Below are 22,774 nucleotides of genomic sequence, written 5' to 3'. Positions count from 1 at the left end.
GGTCGAACATGATTGCTAGAGGATGATCCCCAAAGACCTTACCGAAACGATAGGACGCAACAGTCCAGGTTTAGGCTATTTCGCTCAATCAATACGTCGGGAGACAGCCGATAGAGTACCTGCTTACCATTCCTTTCTGCGATTACAAACTTAGCCTGTCGTAATACACGTAAATGATGGGATAAAAGCGTTTGCTCTACATCCAAAGCAGTCATTAGAGCGCCCACTGATTGAGGCCCAAACTGCAATTTCTGTAATACGCCTAACCGCGTGGTATCCGCCAAAATCTTGAGCTTGTCGACACACGTGACCTGATCCATAACCTTGAGATTGACAGGGGCAGCTTAGAATGAACTGAGATTCATATGAAATATGATTCATATAGGTTAACAAAGAGTTATGGGCGGTAGGGGCTCCCCTTGTGGGAGCCCTTGGGGCAACGCCTCTGCCGGTAACAGAGTCCCTCTAGGTAACGCTCCCCTCAACGACTAAACAATAGCCACACACCAACCAACGCCACGATCGCCCCGCAGACAGCTCGCACCGTAACCCGCTCGCCAATGACCAGAGCCATGGGGATCACCATGATCGGACTCATTGCCAGCAGTGACTGGGCGATGCCAGCCGGGGAATATTTCAAGGCCACTTGCTGTAGCCAGATGGCTAAATAGGTGCCAAAAAAGGCTGCGATCGCCACACCCCCCAACAACCGGCCAGATGGACGCATAAATACCTGCTCTTGCCGACGCCACAGCAATAATCCACCAATACACACCAACCCTGCCGACAGCCTGAGTAAGCTACTCCATAGCGGATCGACAGCCGTGTCGGCCAACGCCGCCCGTGACAGCACACTACCAATCGACTGCCCAAGCGCAGCCATGATCCCCAACAAGATCCCCCGAGTAATGGCCGCTTTTGAGCGGGTGCTTTGAACCTGAGGACTCCGCTCACTCACCACCCAGATGATGCCTGCCAACGTCAGCCCCATGCCCAGGCAGGCCAAAGCCGACAGCTGCTCCTGCAAAAACACCAGTGACATCAAAGCAGCCATAGGCGGAGCCAGCATTTCCAGTAATAAAGCCTGCCGCGCTCCCAAGGTATTCACCGTGGCAAAGTAAGCCGTATCCCCCAGTCCAATGCCCACCACACCACTAATTAACAGCAGTACCACTGACCCCATCGGCAACGATGCCAGCAACTGCTGCCGTACCGCCAGGGTGAGCACGATAAACCCAATCGCCATTGATCCCTTAATCAGGTTCAACACCAGGGGCGATAGCTGCTTCCCCAATCGGCCGAACATCAGCGTCGCAAATGCCCACAGCCCCGCCGCACTCAACGCCGCAATTTCCCCTTGAAACATCCTTAGTTAGTTCTCAATTGTGAGTTGTGAATTAAAGGCATCGTACAGGAGTTCTAAATTGTGGGTGGTCGGTTAGTTAATGGCATCCTAGAGAAGCGTAAGCTGTGTAAGAAAGTCTCAACCCCTTGCGGCGTTTAGCCAACCTCCCATGTCAGTTGCTCTCAACCTCCATCAAACACCCCACACCCCACACCCCATTCCCCATTCCCTGTCCCCCGCTCTTAAATCCCGCCTCGCCACTCCCCTAAACATTGGCACTGTTGAAGTTCACAGTCGGGTTTTACAGTCGCCGCTGTCTGGGGTAACCGATCTTGTCTTCCGCCGACTCGTGCGCCGCTACGCTCCACAGTCGATGATGTATACCGAAATGGTGAGCGCTGCCGAACTGCACCACATGCGCAAGCTACCCAAGGTGATGGAGGTGGATCCTGGTGAACGGCCCATCAGCATTCAGCTATTTGACCGTAGACCCGATTTTCTAGCAGAAGCAGCTAAGAAAGCCGCTGATCAGGGCGCGGACACCGTTGATATCAACATGGGCTGCCCCGTTAACAAAATCACGAAGAATGGCGGTGGTTCATCACTGTTGCGGGACCCTGATACAGCCGCCCGCATCATTGAAACCGTTAGCGCTGCCGTATCGATACCGGTGACGGCTAAGACGCGCATTGGCTGGTCTGAAGACGACATCAATGCTGTGGATTTTGCCCGTCGTCTTGAAGTAGCTGGGGCGCAAATGTTGACACTTCACGGTCGTACCCGCTCCCAAGGCTATAACGGCACTGCCGACTGGAGTTGGATTGCCAAAGTGAAACAGGCTTTGGCGATCCCCGTGATTGCCAATGGGGATATTTTTTCAGTGGATGCGGCAATTGATTGTTTAGAGCAAACCCAGGCCGATGGCGTTATGTGCTCCCGTGGCACCCTAGGTTATCCCTTTTTAGTCGGGGAAATTGATCACTTCCTCAAGACTGGCGAGCGTCGCCTGCCGCCCACAGTCATCGAGCGTCTACGTTGCGCCCAGGAACACTTGAGGATGCTGGCGGATTACAAGGGTAAAAGCGGTATTCGCCAGGCTCGTAAACATATGGCCTGGTACGCTAAGGGCTTTGATGGGGCCGCTGAACTGCGGGATCAACTATGCCGCATCGAGTCTGTGGAAGAAGGGTGTGGCTTATTAGACGAGGCGATTACGGTAATCTCCCCAGAACTTTACCGCCATAGCCTCCTAAAGCCCGCTATAGTATAAGCATTTTTAGAAGCGTTTTCGGGCCAGTATCAGCATGTCTTACGCCACCTACAGTTCCAGAGCAGATATGGGCGAACTTCGCCGTTTACGTAGTCTGCTACCCCCAGAACTGCAAAGCTGGGTTACGGTTGAGCCCGCTATGGATGTAGGCCCACCGCTGATTACCTCTGAAGAGCTAGGCAAAGATCAGGTCGAAGTTCAAATTGACTTGCCTAAGTGGGAACAGCTGGCCATTGACCAGCGTAATTTACTGTTTTGGCACGAAGTTGCCCGCGTTCAGAACGATACAATTCCCCGTGACGGTTGGGAGATGGCTGCTTTAGCTATTGGTCTTGGGGGTGCTGTCGGGGAGCTGTGGGTTCAAGATGGCCTCTTGCTGATGTTGGCTTTAGGGCTGTGTGGTATTTCTGGCTGGCGTTTATACAAGCGCAATAACGCAGAAAAGACCCTTAAAGAAGCCATGGACGCGGACGAAAAAGCCATTGCTTTAGCCACTCGTTTTGGCTACTCCCTACCCAATGCCTACAAGAGTTTGGGCAGTGCTTTGAAAACTCTAATTGAGCAGACACCCAAGAAAAAGCAGCGCGATCGCTATGTGAAGCGGTTAGAAGCATTAAAGCGCAGTGCTAATCGAGCTAAGGATCGAATTCGAGCCGATCGTGATGCTTCTCGAGCCTACTAGTTCATTAAAATTTTAGAAAAAATTGAAAAGTTGTCTGTATTTTTACAGACGTAATCTCCTTGCTTACATGTTTCAATCAAGGAAAGTTGTTATATCATTCAGCTGGGTTGATTGATCCTGTAGTATCCGTATAATCATGTAAAGAATTGCCACTTTGGCTATGGACTTTCACTTGGATACTATAAAGATTACGTCAAACCTTTTATCTAAGACCTTGAAGGTCCTACCATAATGGTGGTCGTTGCTCTGGCGTAGCTGTGCCACATGAGAAAGTCTGAGGATGAGCTATCTAGCCAGAAGAGTTTCCTGAAGAATAAAGAGGTAACGGTTAGGACACCATACTGACCGCTACGGGGTAGTTGAGTCGCTTGTCCAAATTAACAGTTTCACTTTTTGGTCAGTGTTTTTGATCTGTATAAGTTGTTTTGAGTGAGTTTGATGAATGTAGTAGTAAAGTAGTCAGTTTCTTTTAGGTGATTGATCCTTCAATTGCGAACTTTAAAGCTGCTCTTTTTACATAAACTTCAAAAACTCTAGTGCATTGCAGCCTGGTTACTACATTTGTTTTAAGACCAAGTTAGCCTTTGTTTAAGGATGTTTTTCTTTAAACAGATCGCGGCCAAAACTTAATGTCCTCAATGACAGGTGTTGCCCCAGGTAGTGTGTTTATCCTTTCTGAAAGCTGTTAAGGGAACCCTTTGGTTACTTGTTCATATCTTCAGAAAAGTGCCATGTAACTTGGCACATTTGCGAAAGACATACTGGGCATAATGTAGGACCGTATTATTGAAGCCTAGACGTATTTCTATAGCCTCAAAAGTTGGTCTTCTTAGCTTTCTAGCCCTGCTTGCGCTTGTTGCTTATCTGTTGACCACGACATCAGTAGTCAGAGCGATTTCCATGCGTATACTCATATATTCTTACAATTATCACCCCGAGCCCATCGGTATTGCCCCCTTAATGACCGAGTTGGCAGAAGGATTAGTTACCAAAGGGCATGAGGTGCGGGTGGTTACGGCTATGCCTAACTACCCCCAGCGTAAGATTTATCCCCAGTATCGTGGTCAACTTTTCTGTGAAGAGGAGCGCAACGGTGTTAAGATTCAGCGTTGCTATGTTGCTATTCATCCCAACCCCGGTGTTGTCACTCGTGTACTGCTAGACGGCAGTTTTTCGCTATTAAGTTTTTTACAGGCCCTCAAAGGGTGGCGGCCAGACGTTATTTTGTCGACTAGTCCGTCGTTGCCAGCCTGTATCCCCGTAGCGGTATTAAAACTTATCTATGGGTGTCCGACAGTGCTTAGCCTCCAGGATATTTTGCCAGAGGCGGCTGTTAGGACAGGGCTGATTAGTAATCAACTGGCTATCCGGATTTTTGAAGTATTAGAGAAGTTTGCCTACACCAGTGCGACTCGCGTTGCTGTAATTACTGATAGTTTCTCGAAAAATTTGGTCAGTAAAGGTGTACCTGTCAGTAAGATTAAGCGCATCTGCAACTGGGTTGATACTAACTTTATTCGTCCTTTACCGAAATATGATAATCAGTTTCGGCAAAAGTATGGATTACAAGATAAGTTTATTGTTCTCTACTCCGGTAATATTGCTCGTACCCAGGGGGTTAGAACGATTATTCATGCAGCAGAAGCACTACAGCATTTTCAAAATATTGAATTTGTCATTGTGGGCGAAGAGCGTCAGCTTGGTGATTTGAGAAACCTGCGTAAAGAGCTGGGGGTTAACAATGTGACGTTGCTACCCTTCGCGCCTCGGGCTGAACTACCAACAATGTTGGCAGCGGCAGATGTGTCGCTAATTATGCAGAAAGCCAGCGTGGTCGGGTTTAATATGCCATCCAAAACGATGGTGCTGTTGGCCAGTGGTCGACCCATTGTGGCGTCTGTGCCTGATGGCGGGGCCGCTGCCCAAGCTGTGAGAGATAGCGGTGGTGGTTTGGTCGTAGAGCCTGAGAAGCCAAAAGCCTTAGCTAAGGCGATTCAAGATCTATACCATGACCCTGAGCGGATCGAACAGTTGGGTAAACGAGGACGGGGGTATGCGATCGCAAACTACTCCTTTGAACAATCCCTTGAGGGGTATGAGACCTTACTCGATAGCGTCGTTGATAAAATGACGGCTACTACATCCATGTCCTCGACACTGCGGCCCAAGAAGATTACCCTTAAGCCGTAGTCACAGCTGCCAACTCAGTCTGAACACTGGAGACAACCTGGGGTAACAGAATAATAAAGGTGGAGCCTTTGTCCACTTCACTTTGAGCTGAAATTGTACCGTTTAACATGCGCACAAATTCGCGGGTGATGGTGAGGCCTAAGCCAGTGCCACCATACCGTCGAGTAGAGGACAGATCTGCTTGGGTAAACGCCTCAAAGATTTTGTCCAGCTGATCTTTTTCCATGCCAATCCCCGTATCGGCAACGGTCAATTCAAGATAGTCTTCTGTTTGATAATGGATGGTCTTAACCGTTAGAGTCAGCTGACCGTTTTCAGTAAACTTGTTAGCGTTGCTAAGGAGGTTGAGCAAACACTGACGTAGCTTGTCAGCATCGCTTTCCACGGACTCGACTTCACTTAGATTCTCGATCACGACCTTGTTGCGTTTAGCATCAGCGACTGGATGAATTGTGTCCATGACATCCCGTATCAGCTCAGCAATATGGACAGGTTCTAAATGAAGTTCCATGCGGCCAGCTTCAATTTTGGATAAATCCAAAATGCTGTTGATCAGATTTAATAGATGCTTACTAGAACCCTGAATTTTGCGAAGGTCAGGGACCATACTCTCATCACCATTGATCTCAGCTTCTTCTTGCAGAATCTCACTGTAACCAATGATGCTATTGAGCGGTGTGCGCAGCTCATGGCTCATATTGGCTAAAAACGTACTTTTTGTCCTGGTTGCTGATTCAGCCGCTTCCTTGGCTTCGACTAATTCAGCTGTACGCTCTTTGACCCGAGATTCTAGTGCTTGATTATTAGTTTCTAGGGCCGCTATCGACTCCTGCAGTTGCGACGCCATCCGATTAAATGTGTGGGCAAGAAAGCCGATTTCATCATCGCTAACAATGGGAATCGACTGCTCTAGCTCTCCCTTTTCCAGCTGAGTGGCCGCTGCTGTAATGGCCGCAATCGGCTTAGTAATACGCCGCGATAGTAAATAAATACCCGACAACAGTAAGCCCGTTGCCACAGACCCGATCAGCAGAATATTTCTGGCCAGGCCACGGGCAGGGGCAAAGGCCTCTGTCTGATTGATTTCAGCAATCAGCGCCAAACTTTGACCATCTAGCCAACGATAGACGCCGATGACGGGTTGGCCCGCGTAGTTTTGATAAAGACCCGACCCACGCTGACCAGCAGTGGCTGCATCGATCGCAAAGCTGGTTAAATTGTCCGGTGCCCCATTGTCTTTGCCTGATGCGATGAATGTGTTTCTGCGTTCTAATTGTCCGACAAGATAAGTGGTTCCGCTTTCCCCTAGTCCTGTGCGATCTCGAATCAGTGAATCAACATCCTGCAAATCTAAGGTGACCGAAAGCACACCAACGCGATTTTTACTACTGTCTAAAATAGGTGTGGCAAAGGTAATAGCCGTTGCCCCGGTAACGGGGGATATGTACAACGTTGGAACAATCTTGTCTGCAGCATTGGAAAAGTAGGTGGTGGTGGCCCCCAAGGGCTGATATGTTTTCTCTAATGCTTTATTAGTTGAAAATAAAACAATTCCACCCTCGGTGAGAATGGAAACTTCAGCTAGATTGGTCTTGGCTGAAATAATATCCTTTAAATATAAGGAAAGTTTGTCATAAGCGTCCTGCTTAGAATCATCATTAGCAAGCGCTTTGGTCTGTGTCTTGACCTCTGGTAAACGGGCTAAGAGTAAGATATCGCTACGCTGAACTTTAAACCACTGCGCGATTTCTTCTTCTTTAAGGGTAACGGCGACGCTGAGCCGATCAAACAATGACTGTTTAATAGTCTCTCGTGCTGAAAAGTATGTGCTAACTGAAATTGTCAGTACAGTGGCTGCTGACAATAATGATAATGGTGTAATTAACTTTAACAGCAGGCGTTTCTTTTTATTGTTCACGTTTGCCCTTTATGTTTGGTAGAGTTTGATCGCAGAGAGAGAGCACCCTGGCAATAGCTATTGCCAATCGTCAAATATTTGTTGAATCAGTTGAATGGCCTCATCTGCAGCTGATTCATTATCGAGTTCACCGAGGGCAATTTTATTCATAATCTGCCCCCAAATATTTTGCTCAGCGACCTCACCATAAGCGGGGTTTAATACTTGGTATGCAGGCCGTGTATTTTGTAGCTGTTGAACAGCGACAGAAATGTGAGTATCTCGCTGCTCTTGCCAGAATGGGTCTTTAAAGAGTTCGGGCATAACGGGTAAATACCGACCCTGGGCACCTTTGGTATAGGCCGATAGATTATTAGGCTGGGCTAGAAAGGCCAGAAAGTCTTTGGCCGCTGTCTGTTGCTTGGAGTTAGCTAAGATAACGGCCTGTTTAATTTCAATGACATAGCGCATGGGACTACCATCTGGCTTGCTGGGCCATTCGACCGTCGCTAGATTTTTATAGTAAGTCTCATCATCACTGCGCTGGGAACCTGGAGCCGAAAGGGTATGATTGACGGTCATCAGGCTTTTTCGACTTAGAAGCGAGACATTATTGCCTGTGTTATCCCAATCAACGGCATCTGGGGGAACCGTATTATTCTCGAAAAATCGGGCATAGTCTGCGATCGCAGTCACAAAGGATTCTCGATTTTCTGGTGTTATGGCAAAACTACCCGATTCATTTAGAACTTGAACATTATGGGCTTCTAAAAATTGTTCAAAGTTATTGTAGGTATCGAGGCTAAGGGACATTGGCATACCCACACTGTAAATGTCACTGCCTTGATTCGCCTGAAGTGTGGAATGAATATTCTGCCAAAAATCCCAGAAACTTTGCCAGTCTTTAGGAATAGTTACCCGACGTTCCCCGACGGCATTGATTAATAAATCTTCCCAATAATGAATATGAATGGCTGACTGCATCAGTGGCACAGCATAGTAGCTACGGCTGCCTCCAGTCTTATTCTGATAGTTAACACCGTCCAGCACGTTATCTGTGTAGTACTGTTTAATCGGTTGAATTACATCAGAGACATCGGCAAGTTCTCCATTCCACGCTAAACGAGGAATACTAGTTAAGTCAGCTGAGCCAGAATAGAAAATATCAGGAATATCTTCGGTACCGGTGCTCAATGCCCGATCAAGTGCTGCCAGAATGTCTTTCTGGGGAATAACGTTGAGTTCAACCTCTATCTGGCTTTGGGTTTTCCAAACTTCAATAATCTGTTTCAGTGCATCAATTTCCTCTGGATAAAACCCCTCTTGCCACCATATCTTAAGTTTGTTCTCAGATGGTATGTCATTAGGGGTGGAGACTTGTTGTCCGCGGGTACAGCTCGCAATCAAACCACCTAACCCAAACAGTGATAACTGTGCAAATTTGCGCCGTTGCATAAATACAATATCTCCAATAAAAATAGCTACTACCTCAGAGGTAAAACTATTCAAACAATCATGAAAAATCTGTATTCAGAAATGGAGAGATCAGCCTTAAAAATTCCACGTATTCTGACGATAGAGCGACCTACGGGAGCATCTAATAATTGGCCAAAAAAATTGCTTGAACGATTGCTATCGATATACAAACACCCTTCATCCTGATTTTTCGATATGCACCCAGATACTTTTAATAAAAGGTATTAACTTGCTAAACAGATTGCTTTTTGCCTCTGCCTAGACTCGTTAACATCACATCAAGCCTGAAACAATTCTCATCGTTTTATTACTGAAGCTTTAAATAAGAATATCACTCTGTATCACATATATAGTCTATGGGATATTACTGCAAGTCTAATCAATAAAATAGGAAAAATGATACTTACTGCCCATATCTTAATGTTTTTCATGAGGTCTTTCTAATGAAAACAATGATTTTTTAAATAATTTATTCTAAACACAACACAGCTACTTTTGTTACCATCAATGGAGTGATAATCAATACATGAGTTTGTGTAAATTCACCGGGTTTATCTAAATGTTCAAGTCCATTAGATGTGCTCAGGAAAGTAAGGTAAAGAAATCGTGTTAGATACAAGCTTTATCTTAAAAATAAGACGAAGAATTACCTTGTATTTTTAATAGAAACTACCCATCGAATGAGCATTTACTCGATGGGTAATCTGTCTTTATTAAGACTACGGTTTATATAAAAGGCCTTTCTATACCAATTTTTCGAACGTCAGCTACACAGTCTTAGGAAATAAAATCCATTAACGCCAAATTTTGGATGTACAGACGTTCCATGGAACGTCTCTTCAACACTCACTGTTGGAAGTTAGTTATGGCTTGCTCTTTAGCACGGGTACTTTAAACCTCAGCAGTGGCTAACTGGTGCTTAACGCGGGGAATTATCTGAGGAATCCGAATTTTGAACATAGCCCCCTTATTCGGTCTGTTTTGGGCTGTGACAACACCTCCAAGCATATACACAAATTCGCGAGTGATGGTTAACCCTAAGCCAGTACCATCAAATGGGCGAGTTGATGAATCATCAGCTTGAGTAAATGCTTCAAAAACATGTTCTAGCTGGTCTGGAGCTATGCCAATACCCGTATCTTCAACTGTAAATTCAAGGTAGCTTTCATCTTGATGCTGTGATGTTTGCACAGTGAGAATAATCTGACCGCGCTCAGTAAACTTATTGGCATTACTGAGTAAATGTAAAAGGCACTGGCGTAGTTTACCAAAGTCGGTTTCAATCGAACCCATGGTATTAGACGTATTGAGAGTGATGTGATTGAGTTTCTTTTCTGCGTTTGGTCGGATAGTTTCCAGGACATCTTCTACAAGAGCCATGACATTTACGGATTGTAGCTGTAGCTCCATGCGACCCGCCTCAATTTTGGACAGCTCAAGTACACTGTTAATTAAATTGAGTAAATGTTTACTAGAGCCCTGAATTTTACGTAAGTCAGGAATGAGACTGGCCTCACCAATAATTTCCACATCTTCTTCGATCATTTCGCTATAGCCAATGATACTATTGAGCGGTGTTCGAAGTTCGTGGCTCATATTAGCCAAAAAAGCACTCTTGGTACGAGTGGCAGCTTCTGCCACTTCTTTTGCTGCTTCTAACTCAACTGTTCGCTCCTTAACCCGTATTTCCAGTTCTTGGTTAGTACTTTCTAGGGTATCAAAAGACTGTTTGAGCTGCTGACTCATATGATTGAATGCCTGAGCCAGGACACCGATTTCATCTTTACTATTGACTGACAGTGACTGCTCGAGTTGACCGCTTTGGAGCTGAATCGCAGCTTTAGTAATTTCTGTAATGGGTCGAGTAATACGACGAGATAATAAATAAATACCTGATAACAATAACCCCGTTGCCACAAAACCGATTAATAAGATATTCCTGGCGAGGGCACGGGCTGGAGCAAACGCTTCCCGTTGGTTCATTTCCGCTAGGAGAGCTAGATTTTGGCTATCTAACCAACGGTAGACACCAATGACCGGTTTGCCTGCATAGTTTTGATAAAGACCAGCCCCACTTTCGCCTGAGGTGGCGGCATCAATGGCAAAGCTGCTGATATTACCTGCTGATTCTTCATCTTTATCAGAGACAATAAATGTATTTTGTTCCTCGATCTGGCCAACCAGGTATGTGGTTCCCGTTTTACCTAGTCCGGTTCGTTCCTGAATTAAGGCATCCACTTCTCTTAAATCTAGAGTAACCCTCAGCACTCCAATCCGATTTTTAGCTGCATCTAGGATCGGTGTTGCTAAGGTAATAGCTGTTGTACCGGTGGTGGGAGAACTGTAGGGAATGGGGGTAATATCGCCTGAGCCATCAGCAAAGTAGGTTGTATTGGCGTCTAGGGATTGAGACGTATTTTCTAGTTTTTTATTGGTTGAAAACACAACCATGCCATCGTCTGCCACAATTGACACCTCTGCGAAGTCGGGCTTCAGCGTGATGATGTTTCGCAGATAAGATGCGAGTTTTGTGCGGGCATTTTTTTTGAGTTCTAGAGCAGATGGCGGTTCAGCTTGGGGGATATCTTCCGGAGGTGGAGCCATGTCAGATACCAGGCGCTCAGTCTGGGTCTGAATTTCTGGCAAACGGGCCAGCAGCAGAATATCGTTACGATGGGTTTGAAACCACTGAGTGAGTTCTTCTTCCTTGAGGGTGGCTGCTACGCTCAAGCGGTCGTATAGCGATCTTTTCAGGGTTTCCCGTGCCGAGAAATATGTGCTCACTGAAATTGTCAATATGGTAGCGACAGACAATAACGACAGGGGAGTAATGAGCCGAAGCAGTAGGCTTTTAGATTTGATTTTCACGCTGAGCTTCCCTTACAGGCTGGATGGATGTCGTAGGCTGGGAACCCATAGTATCCAGACGAGCAAAGCAATTCCGGATCGCTATGACTGTCAGTTGTTCCCTTCTACACTTCCAGACGCGATCAGGGGTCGTCAGGAGCCCATACTCAGAAACAGTCTAAAAAATTAGGTGTTTCTAAACACAGCTATGTGATGACTGATACCGATAGGTCATGGGCACCATGGCTTTACTCTTCTGCTTTAGTTAATTGCTCAAGTAGTTTTCCTAAGCGTGTTTGAGCAGCCCCATAGGCTGGCCAGTCTCCCCGTTGTAGTGCTTGCTGACCTTGGGTATAAGCTTCTAGAGCAGATTGAATCAGGGCCTGTTGATCGGCTGTGGGAGATGCCGGTGTAGGTGGTGGCGTCGATGTTTCTGGAGTGGTTTCTGCCACTGAAGGTGTAGGACGAAGCTGCCCAAACAGTCTAGTTAAACTGTCTTCCAATGTTTGTTCCATCACAATTGTGTCTTTGTAGGCCACAATCACCCGTTTGAGTTCTGGAATAGCGTTGCTATTGTTATTTTGTCCCCGCGCTTGTAGATAGACAGGTTCTACATACAGCAGTGACTCCTCAATAGGGATAACCAGTAAATCCCCACGAAAGACTTCTGAGCCTTCTTGATTCCAAAGCGTTAATTGTTGAGAAATTTCAGTATCTTGATCGATACGGGAATCAATTTGGCGAGGGCCATAGATTAAGGCCTGTCTAGAGAATTCATAGGTTAACAGTTTGCCATAGTTATTCCCATCACAGCGTGCTGTCATCCACGCCACCATATTATTTTTCTGTACCGGGGTAAAAGGCACGATCAACATAAATTCTTCTGCTTCACCTTCGGGCAGTTTCATGATGACGTAGTACGGTTCCAGGGTTTCTGAGCTTTCTTCTCGTGTGATCTGAGTTGGGAAATCCCAGAGGTCTTCCTGGTTGTAAAACACATCTGGACGATCCATATGATAGGCTCGATAGACTTGAGCCTGAATCTTAAACAGCATTTGAGGATAGCGAAAATGCTGTTGGAGTGTAGGTGGTGCGCTTTCTAAATTGTCAAATAATGTGGGAAAGCTCTGTTGAAAAGAAGCCAGAATGGGGTCCTCTGTGTCAACAATGTAAAGCTTGATGGTGCCGTCATAGGCGTCGACCACAGCTTTAACAGGATTACGGATGTAGTTAGTGCCACTGCTGACAATACGCTGCATAGCGCGCCCCTGTAATACGTCTTCAATGCCCTCACTGCGCCATAGAGGTTCAGAATAGGGATAGCGATCGCTGAGGGTATAGGCATCAACAATCCATTGGAGTCGCCCGTCAATGATGGCTAAATAGGGATCGCTATCGAGGGAAAGAAAGGGAGCTAACTGTTGAATGCGCTGCTGAATTAATCGATGGTAGTGAATCCGAGAATTCTCTCCGAGAGAGTTGGACAGTAGCAGTTGCCAGTCGCCTAGGTTGTAAGCATAGGCCAGTCTTCGTAGCATGGAACCAATGGGAACACCCCCAGGACCTGTGTAGTTATATTGGGCGTTATCATTGCCTAGGGGATAGTCAAATTCAGCCTGGTCAGTGCCAGTTAAGATGTAGCGATCTGTTGCTTCCCCATAATAAATTCGAGGTTGCTCGATGGTGAGATCGACAGTGCTTGTTGGGGGTAAGTCCTTGATAAATAATTCCGGTAGACCATCTTCGGTAACCTTATTCACTGGGCTCATGGCCAGACCATAGCCATGGGTATAAATTATGTGTTGGTTGACCCATGTTTGGGCTTGGGCAGGTAGGGCATCATCCACTAGCTCCCGAGGCGATAACATTACCTGACGGTAGTCGTTATCTAAGGTGTAGCGATCAATGTCAACGTCTTGAAATTTGTAATAGGGACGTAGGGTTTGCAAACTACCGTAGGTACTTTGCAGAGGGCGATAGTCCCATAGGCGAATGTTGTCGATAGTGCCGCTATTACTTGCTAGAGTAGTGGCATCTAGCTGATTTTTAACGTCAAAAGATTCTTGCTGAACATCATCTAGACCATAGGCTAGGCGGGTAAGTTCAATGTTATCGGCGATGTAGGGAGCTTCTTTTTGCAGTTCGTTAGGTTCTACAACAAACTTTTGTTGTCCCCAGGGATATACCCCAGTCACCAGAACAAAAACGGCTACATAGAGACTAATGGCTGTAAGCGGTAGCAGAAAACCGCTACGCCACAGGGAAAGTAAGAATAAAATACCGACGGCAATGGTGATGAATCCCATGATGCCGTAGGCTTGCATACGAGCATTGACATCGGTATAGCCGGCACCAAAGACAACGCCTGTTGAAGAATAGAGGAGTTCGTAGCGAGCGAGCCAAAATCCTAAGGCAACGACAGCAGCTAATCCAGCTAACAATACACAGAAGTGGGTTTTGACTTCTCCGGTGAGAAAGTATTTCCAACCGCGTTCTGGGCGAATTTCTCCTTTAACCCCATAAATGCTGGCTGCAAGTGCTAGACTCCATACCAATATTTCGATGATAGCCCTATGTAAACTCTCGAAGAGGGGGAGTTGGAAAATATAAAAGCTCATTTCGCGCCCATACAGAGGGTCTTGGGCACCAAAGTCTACCGGGTGAAGAAACTTGAGGACATCCTGCCAGGCTTCAATACCATTGATGGCAGCGGTTAAAGCTAGCAACGTAATCAGACCGAAACTAACGTAGCGGATTAAGCTTGGTAAATAGGGATCCCACTGGGGATTTTGCACAACCCGTAGGGGACGTTCGCGAGTAATGCGTTGAGCAATTGCATAGTTTATGAATAAAATTAACCACCAGCTGGCAAAGGCTAGGATTGCGATCGCCCCCTGCCAGCGCAATCGAGTCCATAGAATATCTGCAAACCCAACCGAGTCGAACCACCACACTTCTGTGATCAAGTGCACGAAGGATCCAGAGAAGGTAAGCGCAAGAAACCCTCCGAGAATTAGCCACAACCACTTTGCACTCATGCTCTAACCTGTCAGATAACGCCCAAGTATCGGGGATTAAAGATGGTTTACACCATTTGTTCCTCGAACCTACAAAGCTTAGCGCAAGCTTATGAATCCCAGAGTTTTTTTTAAGTAGTCAAAAGAAACTAGTGCATAGTAGGCCATGATCACCGAGCAAGTTTTAACTTTTATGGCGTTGCTCTAGTGTTATGTAAATCTGAGAATTTAGGCTAAGTGGCGATGTCTAACCGCAGGTTTAAGGTCGATGCGCTTAATGTGCGAGTCTATCCAGATCCAGACTCGTTAGCTCAGGCGGCGGCACAGCAAGTTATTGTCCAGCTACAGCAGACACTTCAGCATCAGCCACAGGCCACCATCGTGTTTGCTACCGGGCGATCGCAACTGGGTCTATTAGGGTACCTTCGCCGTGATACCACTGTAGATTGGTCACGGGTGATCGGCTTTCACCTGGATGAGTTTTTAGGTTTGAGTCGCGAGCATCCGGCTAGCTTTGGCGCTTACTTGCACCATCACATTGTCCGATGGTTACCGTTTCAAGTATTTAATTATCTCAATGGTGATGCATTAGAGCCGATTGAAGAGTGCGATCGCTACACCCAGTTGCTCACCCAAAAACCAATTGATATCTGTTTACTGGGTATTGGCGATAACGGCCACCTAGCCTTTAATGATCCAGCCGTAGCAGATTTCCATGATTCTCGATGGGTAAAACTTGTACGCTTGGACAACATCAACCGCCAACAACAATTGACCTCTGGATATTTCCCACAGCTTTCAGCTGTTCCTGCCTATGCGATTACCCTCAGCCTGAGTGCCATCCGCAGTGCTCGATATAATCTCTGCTGTGTCTTTGGAGATTATAAAGCTGATGTTCTTAAAACGGTACTAACAGTCTCTCCATCTGAAGCTTGTCCTGCTTCTATTCTAAGACTTGATGGCAAAGGAAAAAACACTCTCTTTATAGATGAACCAGCCTGCCGACTCTTCTCAAATATGACATAAAGGTACAAGAGTCAACAGAGGCGAAATAAACGCCTACCATGCTAACGCTTGTACCCCATATCGCTCTCACAATTCCTACAGATTTGCCGGTAGCGCAACGCCTGTCACTGTTTCTTTTGTTAGATTTCCTGTATCAGAAATTTATGAATCAGCACTCAACACTGAGAACTGATCGTCCTCATTAGGCAGGGCACCACAAACTATTATTCTGTAACCCAACGGTCCAAATAGGTTCTTGTGAGATTTTTGTATTAGCTGGGTTAGCACGACTGAGCCAGACAACAGGCTCATCTAAATCCAATACTGTCTCACCTTCATCGGTGGTGATAGTCACTAGCTGTTGGTGAATGGTCATACCGTGGATAGGTAACCAACCAGACTGACCTTGCAAAAGCAAATCACGACTGTGATCGCGACGAATGAATAATCGTCGTAATACCCGCCAATCTTGCCACAGCCGTTTAGCACTATCACTGTTGAGATAGTAATCAGGCAGCACTTCTAGGGGCATGTAATCGTGTGTAGGGGATTGCCCAACCATGGCAAACTGCTGCCCCCAACTTACTCCAAAGATTATATTTAAAGCGTTATATATTAACTGAATCAGTCGTTCCCATAGCTTTGGCTGACGATGGGGTTGGGATGACCAAACCCCATCGCAGGGAATGGGGTTGTTAATTAAAAACATCGGATTGAACCATTTTTTAACGGGGTACAACTTGGAACTCCTATGGCCTATTGACCTTGACATAGTTCAGCATTCTGCCAAAGGATCTATGGACAGGAAAAAAATACAGAAATACATAGCTAATTCCGTATTTCTACGGATTCCAATGGTCAGACATCCATGGACGGTACCTACCTTAACTCCTATTCTTTGTTTAATTAAAGTTCTCTCATAAATTCTTGAAACCTTTATTTCTAAGGGTGTCTGTCTTTCATAGACGATCTTTATGTGCCCCTTATGCCCTGAATGTTGTCATGTCATGGCAGCCTCGTAGGTCACAATTTTACAACCGAACGTCCAACTTAATTGGCGATGCGATTCCTGACTACGTCGAGAGTAAGGCTGTATTTGATAGCCCAGTTGAAACTGCATGCTGAAACCTGGCTACATCATCCTGGGTCCCAATACTGAGTGCCGCTGCGCCAAAAGCTCAGGATCAAGGATGCTGAACGGCACTCAAAATAAGCGTATGTTATTTGATATGGAGATGTAGCATAGCTTGAAAAATACAAAAGGTTTGATGTGGTCTATCTGATGAATTGAGAGATTGTTGTGTGGTTTACCTAAAAATAGGGCCAGCCACAATATGAGGCCGAAGATCGTTCTCACATTGTGGCTGATTTCTCGACCTTATGGCCTCAACTTTAAGACTTCAGTCTTGTGGCCAGGAAAAGAACAGCTATTTTGTTGTTTTGGGTATGAGGCTGTAAAAGTTTGCGTTTCGGAAGATTATTTCAGTGAGCACACCATAATCTGACACAAGACATTTATCAGAATCAATGTATAGTCTGCTTGATCTTAATCACTTCGCTTGAGTCTAAACTAAACCATCTAAGTCAACAGAATTTTCATAAAGACAGCTAGAGTGGCCATGCAATATAGAAGGCAAAGACCATTAAAAAGCCATAGCAAACTGATCATTGAAAAATGAAGCCATGGATTAGTGTTGATTTGAGATGCAAAATTCATAGATGAGTATCTTTGCCGTCACAGATAATCTTAGTGACATAAAAATCTTTGATCGCAAGACTCTTAAAAAATTCAGGTTTGTTTAAATTTGTTTAAAGTCCATCGATCAAGTACATGGCTTGATTGTTTGTATGTAGGTTAGGTCTAGCAAACAATTTCTGACCTTTTGCGATCGCAAGCCCCGCCCGCACCAGCATTAAAGCATCCCATTCTCCTTCCCGTAATAGACATAGCCTCAGGCGACCCTCGACAGTCACCGTGCCCGAGACAACTGGCACAAAACGGATATAGTCGCTAACGTTGCTGCATGGGGTTCCCTGGGTGAATGGGTAATCGGGATTATCCGCTACTTTAGTAGCCTTTCCATCTTCCACCGTCACTAACATTGAACAGGTGTCACGACAATCGTGGGGAGAAGCACTATTCACATTTTTACAGATTTACTGTTAACTAGATTACTTTTTAAGTTGAATGTTGTTATGCCCTGACAATGGGATTATCTGCCAAGATTAGACAAAAAACCACCCTTATTTATGTTGACTCAGTAAGCAGGGTAACAACGTCCATGGCCACGACCGTTTAGAGGTTTCTGGTTAAGCTTGAAAGGTTACTAGCGGCGGACGACAGGCATCATTAGCTCAATTTTATCCCAATACTAGTCTGAAGATGTGCCTATATTTATCAAATAATGAGAGAGCAAAGGCTCCATGAAATTAGCGGAATTAAGTCAGCAGCAAAAACAGTTATTGCAGCAGTATAAAGAACGAGGCGGAGTCATCGATTGGGTAGCGATGGAGTTGGAGGAGCAACCCTACGATGATTATGATACTCATTGGCAAGCCGCAATATTAGCCTTAGACGCAATAGCCCAAGATATTGATGAGGACTTTCACACTATTCTCGAAAGCCCTGAAAATCAGCATCACAATCGAGATGATTTTTTTCAGTTGACATATGATGTCAGCAAATTTGTTGGGAATATCATCAGCTTGGAGCAATTCCTAGGTTCGTCCTTTAACGTGTCGTCTCGGAAACTGTTAGTCAGGGGTCAAAGCAAGCGACACGTCAATGACTTATTTTGGGTTGGCGACGCGGAAATTCCAGAGAATATCGTTGGAGAGTGCGGTTTTTATGAACCTGACAGTTTTGGGCTTGCTGATGCGTTTCTATCTCCTCCATACGGTATTACTGGATCGTCCTTAGAACTCAACACGCTATTTTTAGAGATCGCAGAACACTTCTTTGCATCATTCACTGATGCAGGGCAGATCTATAGCTGGAGCGACGATTGTTCCAATTACTTTGACGCAGGAAAAGAATGGTGGGGTACGTTGTTTTGCACTTACTTTTGCCGACCAGACTCAACGCTTGTAGTAGTAATGGCATCGACTACTGATTAGTGTGATCAAGTCGTCTGATAGGTTAATAGTAACTGTGGGATTGCTTATGGGGCAAAATTTTCAGCAAAACTCTAATCACTATTTTAGCTGTGTCAAACCAAATTGTTGTCCAGTGACGACACCATTATTAAATTTTCCTGATAGTAGCGGAACCTCTTACCTGTTCAATTCATCTGATAGCTCGAAGCTATTTTCCATCAGTATCTCCTGGAGCTATCTATTCGACGAAGTATTTATTATAAGTATCTTCCCTCAATACTCTTTTTATATAGTTTTTTCGTAATAAGGAGCATCCCCATACATCACCCATGCCAGGCATGATATAGCTTATTTTTAGGTGTGAAAATTTCATTGCACACTGAACCAATACAGGTTAAATGGTGTCCCCCCGCCCTTAAGTTATTTTTATTTAAAAAAATGAAGGACTTTATGAAGTCTACAAAACTAAAATCTTTTGTATGGTTACTGACTGTTGGAATGCTGGCTGTAACCACACTAACGACAACTGTGCATGAAACTGCATATGCAAAACTCCATGTTGACAATCCGTTTGTTGGGGCAACTGCCTACCTGAACCTGGACTATGGGGAAAACGTGAAAAAACAGGCCACCCAAACCGCTGGCAGATTAGGCGAAAAAATGGCCCAGGTCGCCACCTACCCGACCGCAGTCTGGATGGATCGCATTGGCACAATTACAGGAACAGCGACCGATGGCACCAAAATTGCCATGAGCTTACGTGAGCATTTGGATACCGCGCTAGCGCAAAAGCTCCCCGGTAAACCGATCACCTTTTTGATGGTGGTCTACAATCTACCGAACCGGGATTGTCATGCGTTGGCTTCAAATGGCGAAATTCCCCATGGCGGTATTGAGCGCTATAAAACTGACTACATCGATCCGATCGCAGAGATTGTTAGCGATCCGAAATATGCCCATATCCGAATTGTCGCCACGATCGAACCGGATTCATTACCTAACCTTGTCACCAACCTTTCAACGCCTGCCTGTGCAAAGGCAAAATCGAGTGGCGAATATGTCGAAGGTGTGAAATATGCTTTAAATAAGCTGTATCCAATCCCTAATGTCTATACCTATGTTGATCTTGGTCATTCTGGTTGGTTAGGCTGGGATAGTGCGTTTAGTCCGACGGTGACGTTGATCGCTGATACGATTAAGGACACACAAGCTGGCGTAAACGCAGTGGATGGTTTTATTTCAAATACCTCCGGCAGCACCCCGATAATTGAGCCGTTTATTAAAGAATATACTGGTGGCCAGCCGAGCCGCTCCTCTGATTTCTATGACTGGAACCCCTATATTGACGAAATCAGCTACATGGGCGCGATGTACGACGCTTTTGTGGCTGAAGGTCTACCGACGACGATTGGTATGTTAGTGGATACCAGCCGTAACGGATGGGGCGGCCCAAATCGTCCGACTGTTGCCAGCACCGCTACAGATGTGAATACCTTTGTAGATGAGTCTCGCATTGATAGACGACCTCATCGCGGTGGCTGGTGTAACCAGATCGGCATGGGTATCGGTGAACGCCCGGTCGTAGAACCTTATGAACATTTTGATGCCTTTGTATGGGTGAAACCTCCGGGAGAATCTGATGGTGTTAGCGAAGCTGGCATTATTGATCCCAATGATCCGGCCAAAGGATTTGATGGGATGTGCGATCCGAACGCGACCAATAGAGACAAACCACAATACTCGACTAATGCCATGGCTGGAGCCCCCCATGCGGGATGGTGGTTCGCGGAACAGTTTGAAATGTTGGTCGAAAATGCTTATCCCCCACTCCCATGACTTCCAATAGTAGACTCAGGACAAACTTAGACAAATATTGCAATTGAGGGGATAGGCAAAACATGGTGTAAAGATCACCATCAGAAAATTGTCCTAACATTCTCTTCGATTGCTATATCGTTAGTCTGGTCATGAACCACCTTCAAGACATCCAAATCGTTTCAAGACCAGCAGTGTTTCAACCGTAATCACACCGCTCCAATCCTGATGCGCCTGTTGCCATGCATCAGGGAACATATCTCCCCAAGACCAGGTGGGTAACCAAGCACCCTCTTCACCTTGAGTAGAAATCTCGTAGGCTAAATTTGCCGTTACGGCTTCTTCCATTCCAGCCATAAAAGGAGAATCAGGCGCATCTATCACTTGCAATGGCCGTAGACAATAGCCTTCCCAAGCCGCTGAATTCTTTTCAATGGTCCCATCAATCTGCTGGGCCACAGCTTGACGAATCTGTTCCCGGAATTCATCGGGTAGTGTTTTTGTCCTCATCAAACGTAGACAACACAACAGGTCATGCATGCCCATCTGCTCTGTATTTGATAATGCACCCATGACCCGCTCCGACACCTGAGAGATGATAGTCTCTGGGACAAGATGTTGATAGTCATACAGATATCCCAGTATCTCAGCGGTCGGGTTAAGAGAGAATAACTCCGATGTTTCTTCATCGTCTGACTGTTCCCACCAAGGAGCATGGGGACTCTGCTGAGCTGATTTAGGGATAATCGGCCAGTGCCATTCTTTTTGGTCTAAGGTCTTTAGCAGATAGGCGATCGCAACTGAGACGACCTCATGATCTGAGGTACCGTTAATTGAGCGAAGTACTTGAAAGGCAATGGATGTGCAAAGTGCCGAGCTATCATTTGTGCGCAAGTCAGGTTCTAGTCCATGACCAAAACCGCCATCTGGATTCTGGAATTCCTTCAGTGCGGTAACTACTGAGTCTGCTGATGCTCCGTTAAAGGCATGGTGGAATCTGGCAATTTCTAATGGCCGTCCTTTTTGTTCAATAAACTGTTGTGAGGCCTCTAAGGCTGTCCTGGTCAGAATTGGTTGGATCATTAGTCAGCTCTCTTGGAAAATAGTTTATTTGTACTATTTTAGAAGCTTTCAGTAATATTGGTTAAAAGATCGTATCAGTCGTTGCAGATATCGGGGGATAGATTCAGGCGGAAGCGATCGCAAAAATAGGCATTAGGGTTTAATGCAGGGCCATCGGTTAGGCTCTCGGGTAATGGCTGAATAACACCTGTGTTTTCTAAACTTGTATTAGATAGATAAATGACAGAAAAGGAGATAAGCGTGATGCTTATCTCCCGGTGAGTGAGTAAACTTTTGGGTGAAAATTTCCTAATGGAACGATGGGTTGTGACGAATCAGGTCCATAAACTCCTGACGTGTGCGAGCATCATCTGCAAACACCCCTTGCATCGAACTGGTAACAGTCCAGGAACCTGGCTTTTGCACCCCGCGCATTACCATACACATGTGAGACGCCTCGACAACAACTGCCACACCCTGGGGTTGTAAAAGACCCTGGAGGGCATTGGCAATTTGCTGAGTCAGTCGTTCTTGCACCTGCAACCGTCGTGCATACATTTCACAAATGCGGGCAATTTTCGACAGGCCAATTACCTTGCCATTGGGAATATAGGCAACATGGGCACGGCCTAAAATCGGCAAGATATGATGCTCACAAGAACTGAACAAATCAATATCGCGTATCAGTACCATTTCATTGGTGTCTTCATGGAAAACGGCTCCATTGAGCAGTTCATCCAGGGACTGATGATAACCCGAGGTTAAAAATTTGAGGGCTTTGACCACACGTTTTGGTGTGTCTCGCAATCCTTCACGGTCGGGGTCTTCTCCTAAGCCTAGAAGCAATGTTCTTACGGCTTGTCGCATGTCTTCGTCTGAAACAGGAGCTTTAGCTTCGGTATTGATTAACTGGCTACGAATATCGTCGGGTGAAATGGATAAGGTCATAAATAACGAGTGGGTGAATTGTTGGATGGATTTATCAAAATGTCGAGCGATCGCGAACCGATCAGCCCCCTTCAGAAAACGACTGAAAGACTGGATGTAGCAATTGCCGAATAGGCAACTACAC

At 45.7% G+C, this 22,774-nt stretch carries 16 protein-coding genes; 6 read left to right on the top strand and 10 right to left on the bottom strand.

All coding sequences use genetic code 11. The features are described from left to right. Nucleotides 1-38: 38 nt before the first annotated feature. Nucleotides 39-320, bottom strand: a complete 282-nt coding sequence (locus SPB21_RS00900; protein ID WP_163659498.1) for an ArsR/SmtB family transcription factor — start codon at nt 318-320, stop codon at nt 39-41. Nucleotides 321-481: 161 nt separating this feature from the next. After that, a complete protein-coding gene (locus SPB21_RS00895; RefSeq protein WP_499865054.1) occupies nt 482-1,366 on the bottom strand; it encodes a DMT family transporter in 885 nt (294 codons plus the stop codon). 148 nt (nt 1,367-1,514) lie between these two features. Between SPB21_RS00895 and dusB the strand changes: the two genes are divergently transcribed. The 3 genes from dusB to SPB21_RS00880 all read left to right on the top strand — a co-directional run bounded on the left by dusB (nt 1,515) and on the right by SPB21_RS00880 (nt 5,487). Beyond that, nucleotides 1,515-2,615, top strand: coding sequence for a tRNA dihydrouridine synthase DusB (gene dusB / locus SPB21_RS00890; protein WP_163699140.1), 1,101 nt, complete (start codon nt 1,515-1,517; stop codon nt 2,613-2,615). Between the two features lie 34 nt (nt 2,616-2,649). Then, nucleotides 2,650-3,297: a DUF3318 domain-containing protein gene (locus tag SPB21_RS00885; protein WP_006518962.1), complete on the top strand. Its 648-nt coding sequence runs from the start codon at nt 2,650-2,652 to the stop codon at nt 3,295-3,297. A gap of 900 nt (nt 3,298-4,197) precedes the next feature. Continuing rightward, a complete protein-coding gene (locus SPB21_RS00880; RefSeq protein WP_499865052.1) occupies nt 4,198-5,487 on the top strand; it encodes a glycosyltransferase family 4 protein in 1,290 nt (429 codons plus the stop codon). Here the strand turns inward: SPB21_RS00880 and SPB21_RS00875 are convergent. The 4 genes from SPB21_RS00875 to SPB21_RS00860 all read right to left on the bottom strand — a co-directional run bounded on the left by SPB21_RS00875 (nt 5,477) and on the right by SPB21_RS00860 (nt 14,745). Further along, nucleotides 5,477-7,405, bottom strand: a complete 1,929-nt coding sequence (locus SPB21_RS00875) for a sensor histidine kinase (RefSeq protein ID WP_499865051.1) — start codon at nt 7,403-7,405, stop codon at nt 5,477-5,479. The two genes, SPB21_RS00880 and SPB21_RS00875, sit on opposite strands and share 11 nt — an antisense overlap. 57 nt (nt 7,406-7,462) lie before the next feature. Further along, complete coding sequence (locus SPB21_RS00870) at nt 7,463-8,839, bottom strand: ABC transporter substrate-binding protein (RefSeq protein ID WP_499865049.1); 1,377 nt, start codon at nt 8,837-8,839, stop codon at nt 7,463-7,465. Between the two features lie 912 nt (nt 8,840-9,751). Continuing rightward, the gene (locus tag SPB21_RS00865) at nt 9,752-11,644 is read right to left on the bottom strand and encodes a sensor histidine kinase (protein WP_499865047.1); all 1,893 of its coding nucleotides are present in this window, start codon (nt 11,642-11,644) and stop codon (nt 9,752-9,754) included. Between the two features lie 311 nt (nt 11,645-11,955). Continuing rightward, a complete protein-coding gene (locus tag SPB21_RS00860; protein ID WP_499865046.1) occupies nt 11,956-14,745 on the bottom strand; it encodes a UPF0182 family membrane protein in 2,790 nt (929 codons plus the stop codon). 222 nt (nt 14,746-14,967) lie between these two features. Here SPB21_RS00860 and SPB21_RS00855 point away from each other — a divergent pair, with 222 nt between their 5' ends. Next, nucleotides 14,968-15,750, top strand: a complete 783-nt coding sequence (locus SPB21_RS00855; RefSeq protein ID WP_499061518.1) for a 6-phosphogluconolactonase — start codon at nt 14,968-14,970, stop codon at nt 15,748-15,750. A 181-nt stretch (nt 15,751-15,931) separates the two neighbouring features. On the opposite strand, the gene SPB21_RS00850 is transcribed toward SPB21_RS00855, so the two are convergent. Both SPB21_RS00850 and SPB21_RS00845 read right to left on the bottom strand, forming a co-directional pair. After that, nucleotides 15,932-16,438 (bottom strand): hypothetical protein, encoded by a 507-nt coding sequence (locus SPB21_RS00850; RefSeq protein WP_163659509.1) that lies wholly within the window; start codon nt 16,436-16,438, stop codon nt 15,932-15,934. 1,100 nt (nt 16,439-17,538) lie between these two features. Beyond that, the gene (locus SPB21_RS00845; protein WP_499865044.1) at nt 17,539-17,874 is read right to left on the bottom strand and encodes a hypothetical protein; all 336 of its coding nucleotides are present in this window, start codon (nt 17,872-17,874) and stop codon (nt 17,539-17,541) included. Between the two features lie 279 nt (nt 17,875-18,153). On the opposite strand from SPB21_RS00845, the gene SPB21_RS00840 reads away from it, so the two are divergent. After that, a complete protein-coding gene (locus SPB21_RS00840; protein ID WP_163659511.1) occupies nt 18,154-18,846 on the top strand; it encodes a hypothetical protein in 693 nt (230 codons plus the stop codon). A gap of 429 nt (nt 18,847-19,275) precedes the next feature. Next, entirely contained in the window at nt 19,276-20,661 is a 1,386-nt protein-coding gene (locus SPB21_RS00835; RefSeq protein WP_499865042.1) for a glycoside hydrolase family 6 protein, read from the top strand. A gap of 129 nt (nt 20,662-20,790) precedes the next feature. Here SPB21_RS00835 and SPB21_RS00830 read toward each other — a convergent pair whose 3' ends face one another. Together SPB21_RS00830 and folE are read right to left on the bottom strand one after the other, a co-directional pair. Next, nucleotides 20,791-21,723 (bottom strand): hypothetical protein, encoded by a 933-nt coding sequence (locus tag SPB21_RS00830; RefSeq protein ID WP_499865040.1) that lies wholly within the window; start codon nt 21,721-21,723, stop codon nt 20,791-20,793. A gap of 288 nt (nt 21,724-22,011) precedes the next feature. Continuing rightward, nucleotides 22,012-22,650 carry a GTP cyclohydrolase I FolE gene (gene folE, locus SPB21_RS00825; protein WP_163659517.1) on the bottom strand — a complete coding sequence of 213 codons (639 nt, stop codon included), beginning with the start codon at nt 22,648-22,650 and terminating at the stop codon, nt 22,012-22,014. Nucleotides 22,651-22,774: the final 124 nt, after the last annotated feature.

The sequence above is a fragment of the Leptothoe sp. ISB3NOV94-8A genome (genome assembly GCF_043421595.1).
GTDB classification, from domain to species: Bacteria; Cyanobacteriota; Cyanobacteriia; order Phormidesmidales; family Phormidesmidaceae; genus Leptothoe; species Leptothoe turfae.
This window is presented reverse-complemented; position numbering and strand designations above follow the sequence as displayed.

Coding starts and splice junctions, on each gene's coding strand:
- SPB21_RS00900 (WP_163659498.1), bottom strand. CDS start 320: ATGGATCAGGTCACGTGTGTCGACAAGCTCAAGATTTTGGCGGATACC.
- SPB21_RS00895 (WP_499865054.1), bottom strand. CDS start 1,366: ATGTTTCAAGGGGAAATTGCGGCGTTGAGTGCGGCGGGGCTGTGGGCA.
- dusB (WP_163699140.1), top strand. CDS start 1,515: ATGTCAGTTGCTCTCAACCTCCATCAAACACCCCACACCCCACACCCC.
- SPB21_RS00885 (WP_006518962.1), top strand. CDS start 2,650: ATGTCTTACGCCACCTACAGTTCCAGAGCAGATATGGGCGAACTTCGC.
- SPB21_RS00880 (WP_499865052.1), top strand. CDS start 4,198: ATGCGTATACTCATATATTCTTACAATTATCACCCCGAGCCCATCGGT.
- SPB21_RS00870 (WP_499865049.1), bottom strand. CDS start 8,839: ATGCAACGGCGCAAATTTGCACAGTTATCACTGTTTGGGTTAGGTGGT.
- SPB21_RS00860 (WP_499865046.1), bottom strand. CDS start 14,745: ATGAGTGCAAAGTGGTTGTGGCTAATTCTCGGAGGGTTTCTTGCGCTT.
- SPB21_RS00855 (WP_499061518.1), top strand. CDS start 14,968: ATGTCTAACCGCAGGTTTAAGGTCGATGCGCTTAATGTGCGAGTCTAT.
- SPB21_RS00850 (WP_163659509.1), bottom strand. CDS start 16,438: ATGTTTTTAATTAACAACCCCATTCCCTGCGATGGGGTTTGGTCATCC.
- SPB21_RS00840 (WP_163659511.1), top strand. CDS start 18,154: ATGAAATTAGCGGAATTAAGTCAGCAGCAAAAACAGTTATTGCAGCAG.
- SPB21_RS00835 (WP_499865042.1), top strand. CDS start 19,276: ATGAAGTCTACAAAACTAAAATCTTTTGTATGGTTACTGACTGTTGGA.
- SPB21_RS00830 (WP_499865040.1), bottom strand. CDS start 21,723: ATGATCCAACCAATTCTGACCAGGACAGCCTTAGAGGCCTCACAACAG.
- folE (WP_163659517.1), bottom strand. CDS start 22,650: ATGACCTTATCCATTTCACCCGACGATATTCGTAGCCAGTTAATCAAT.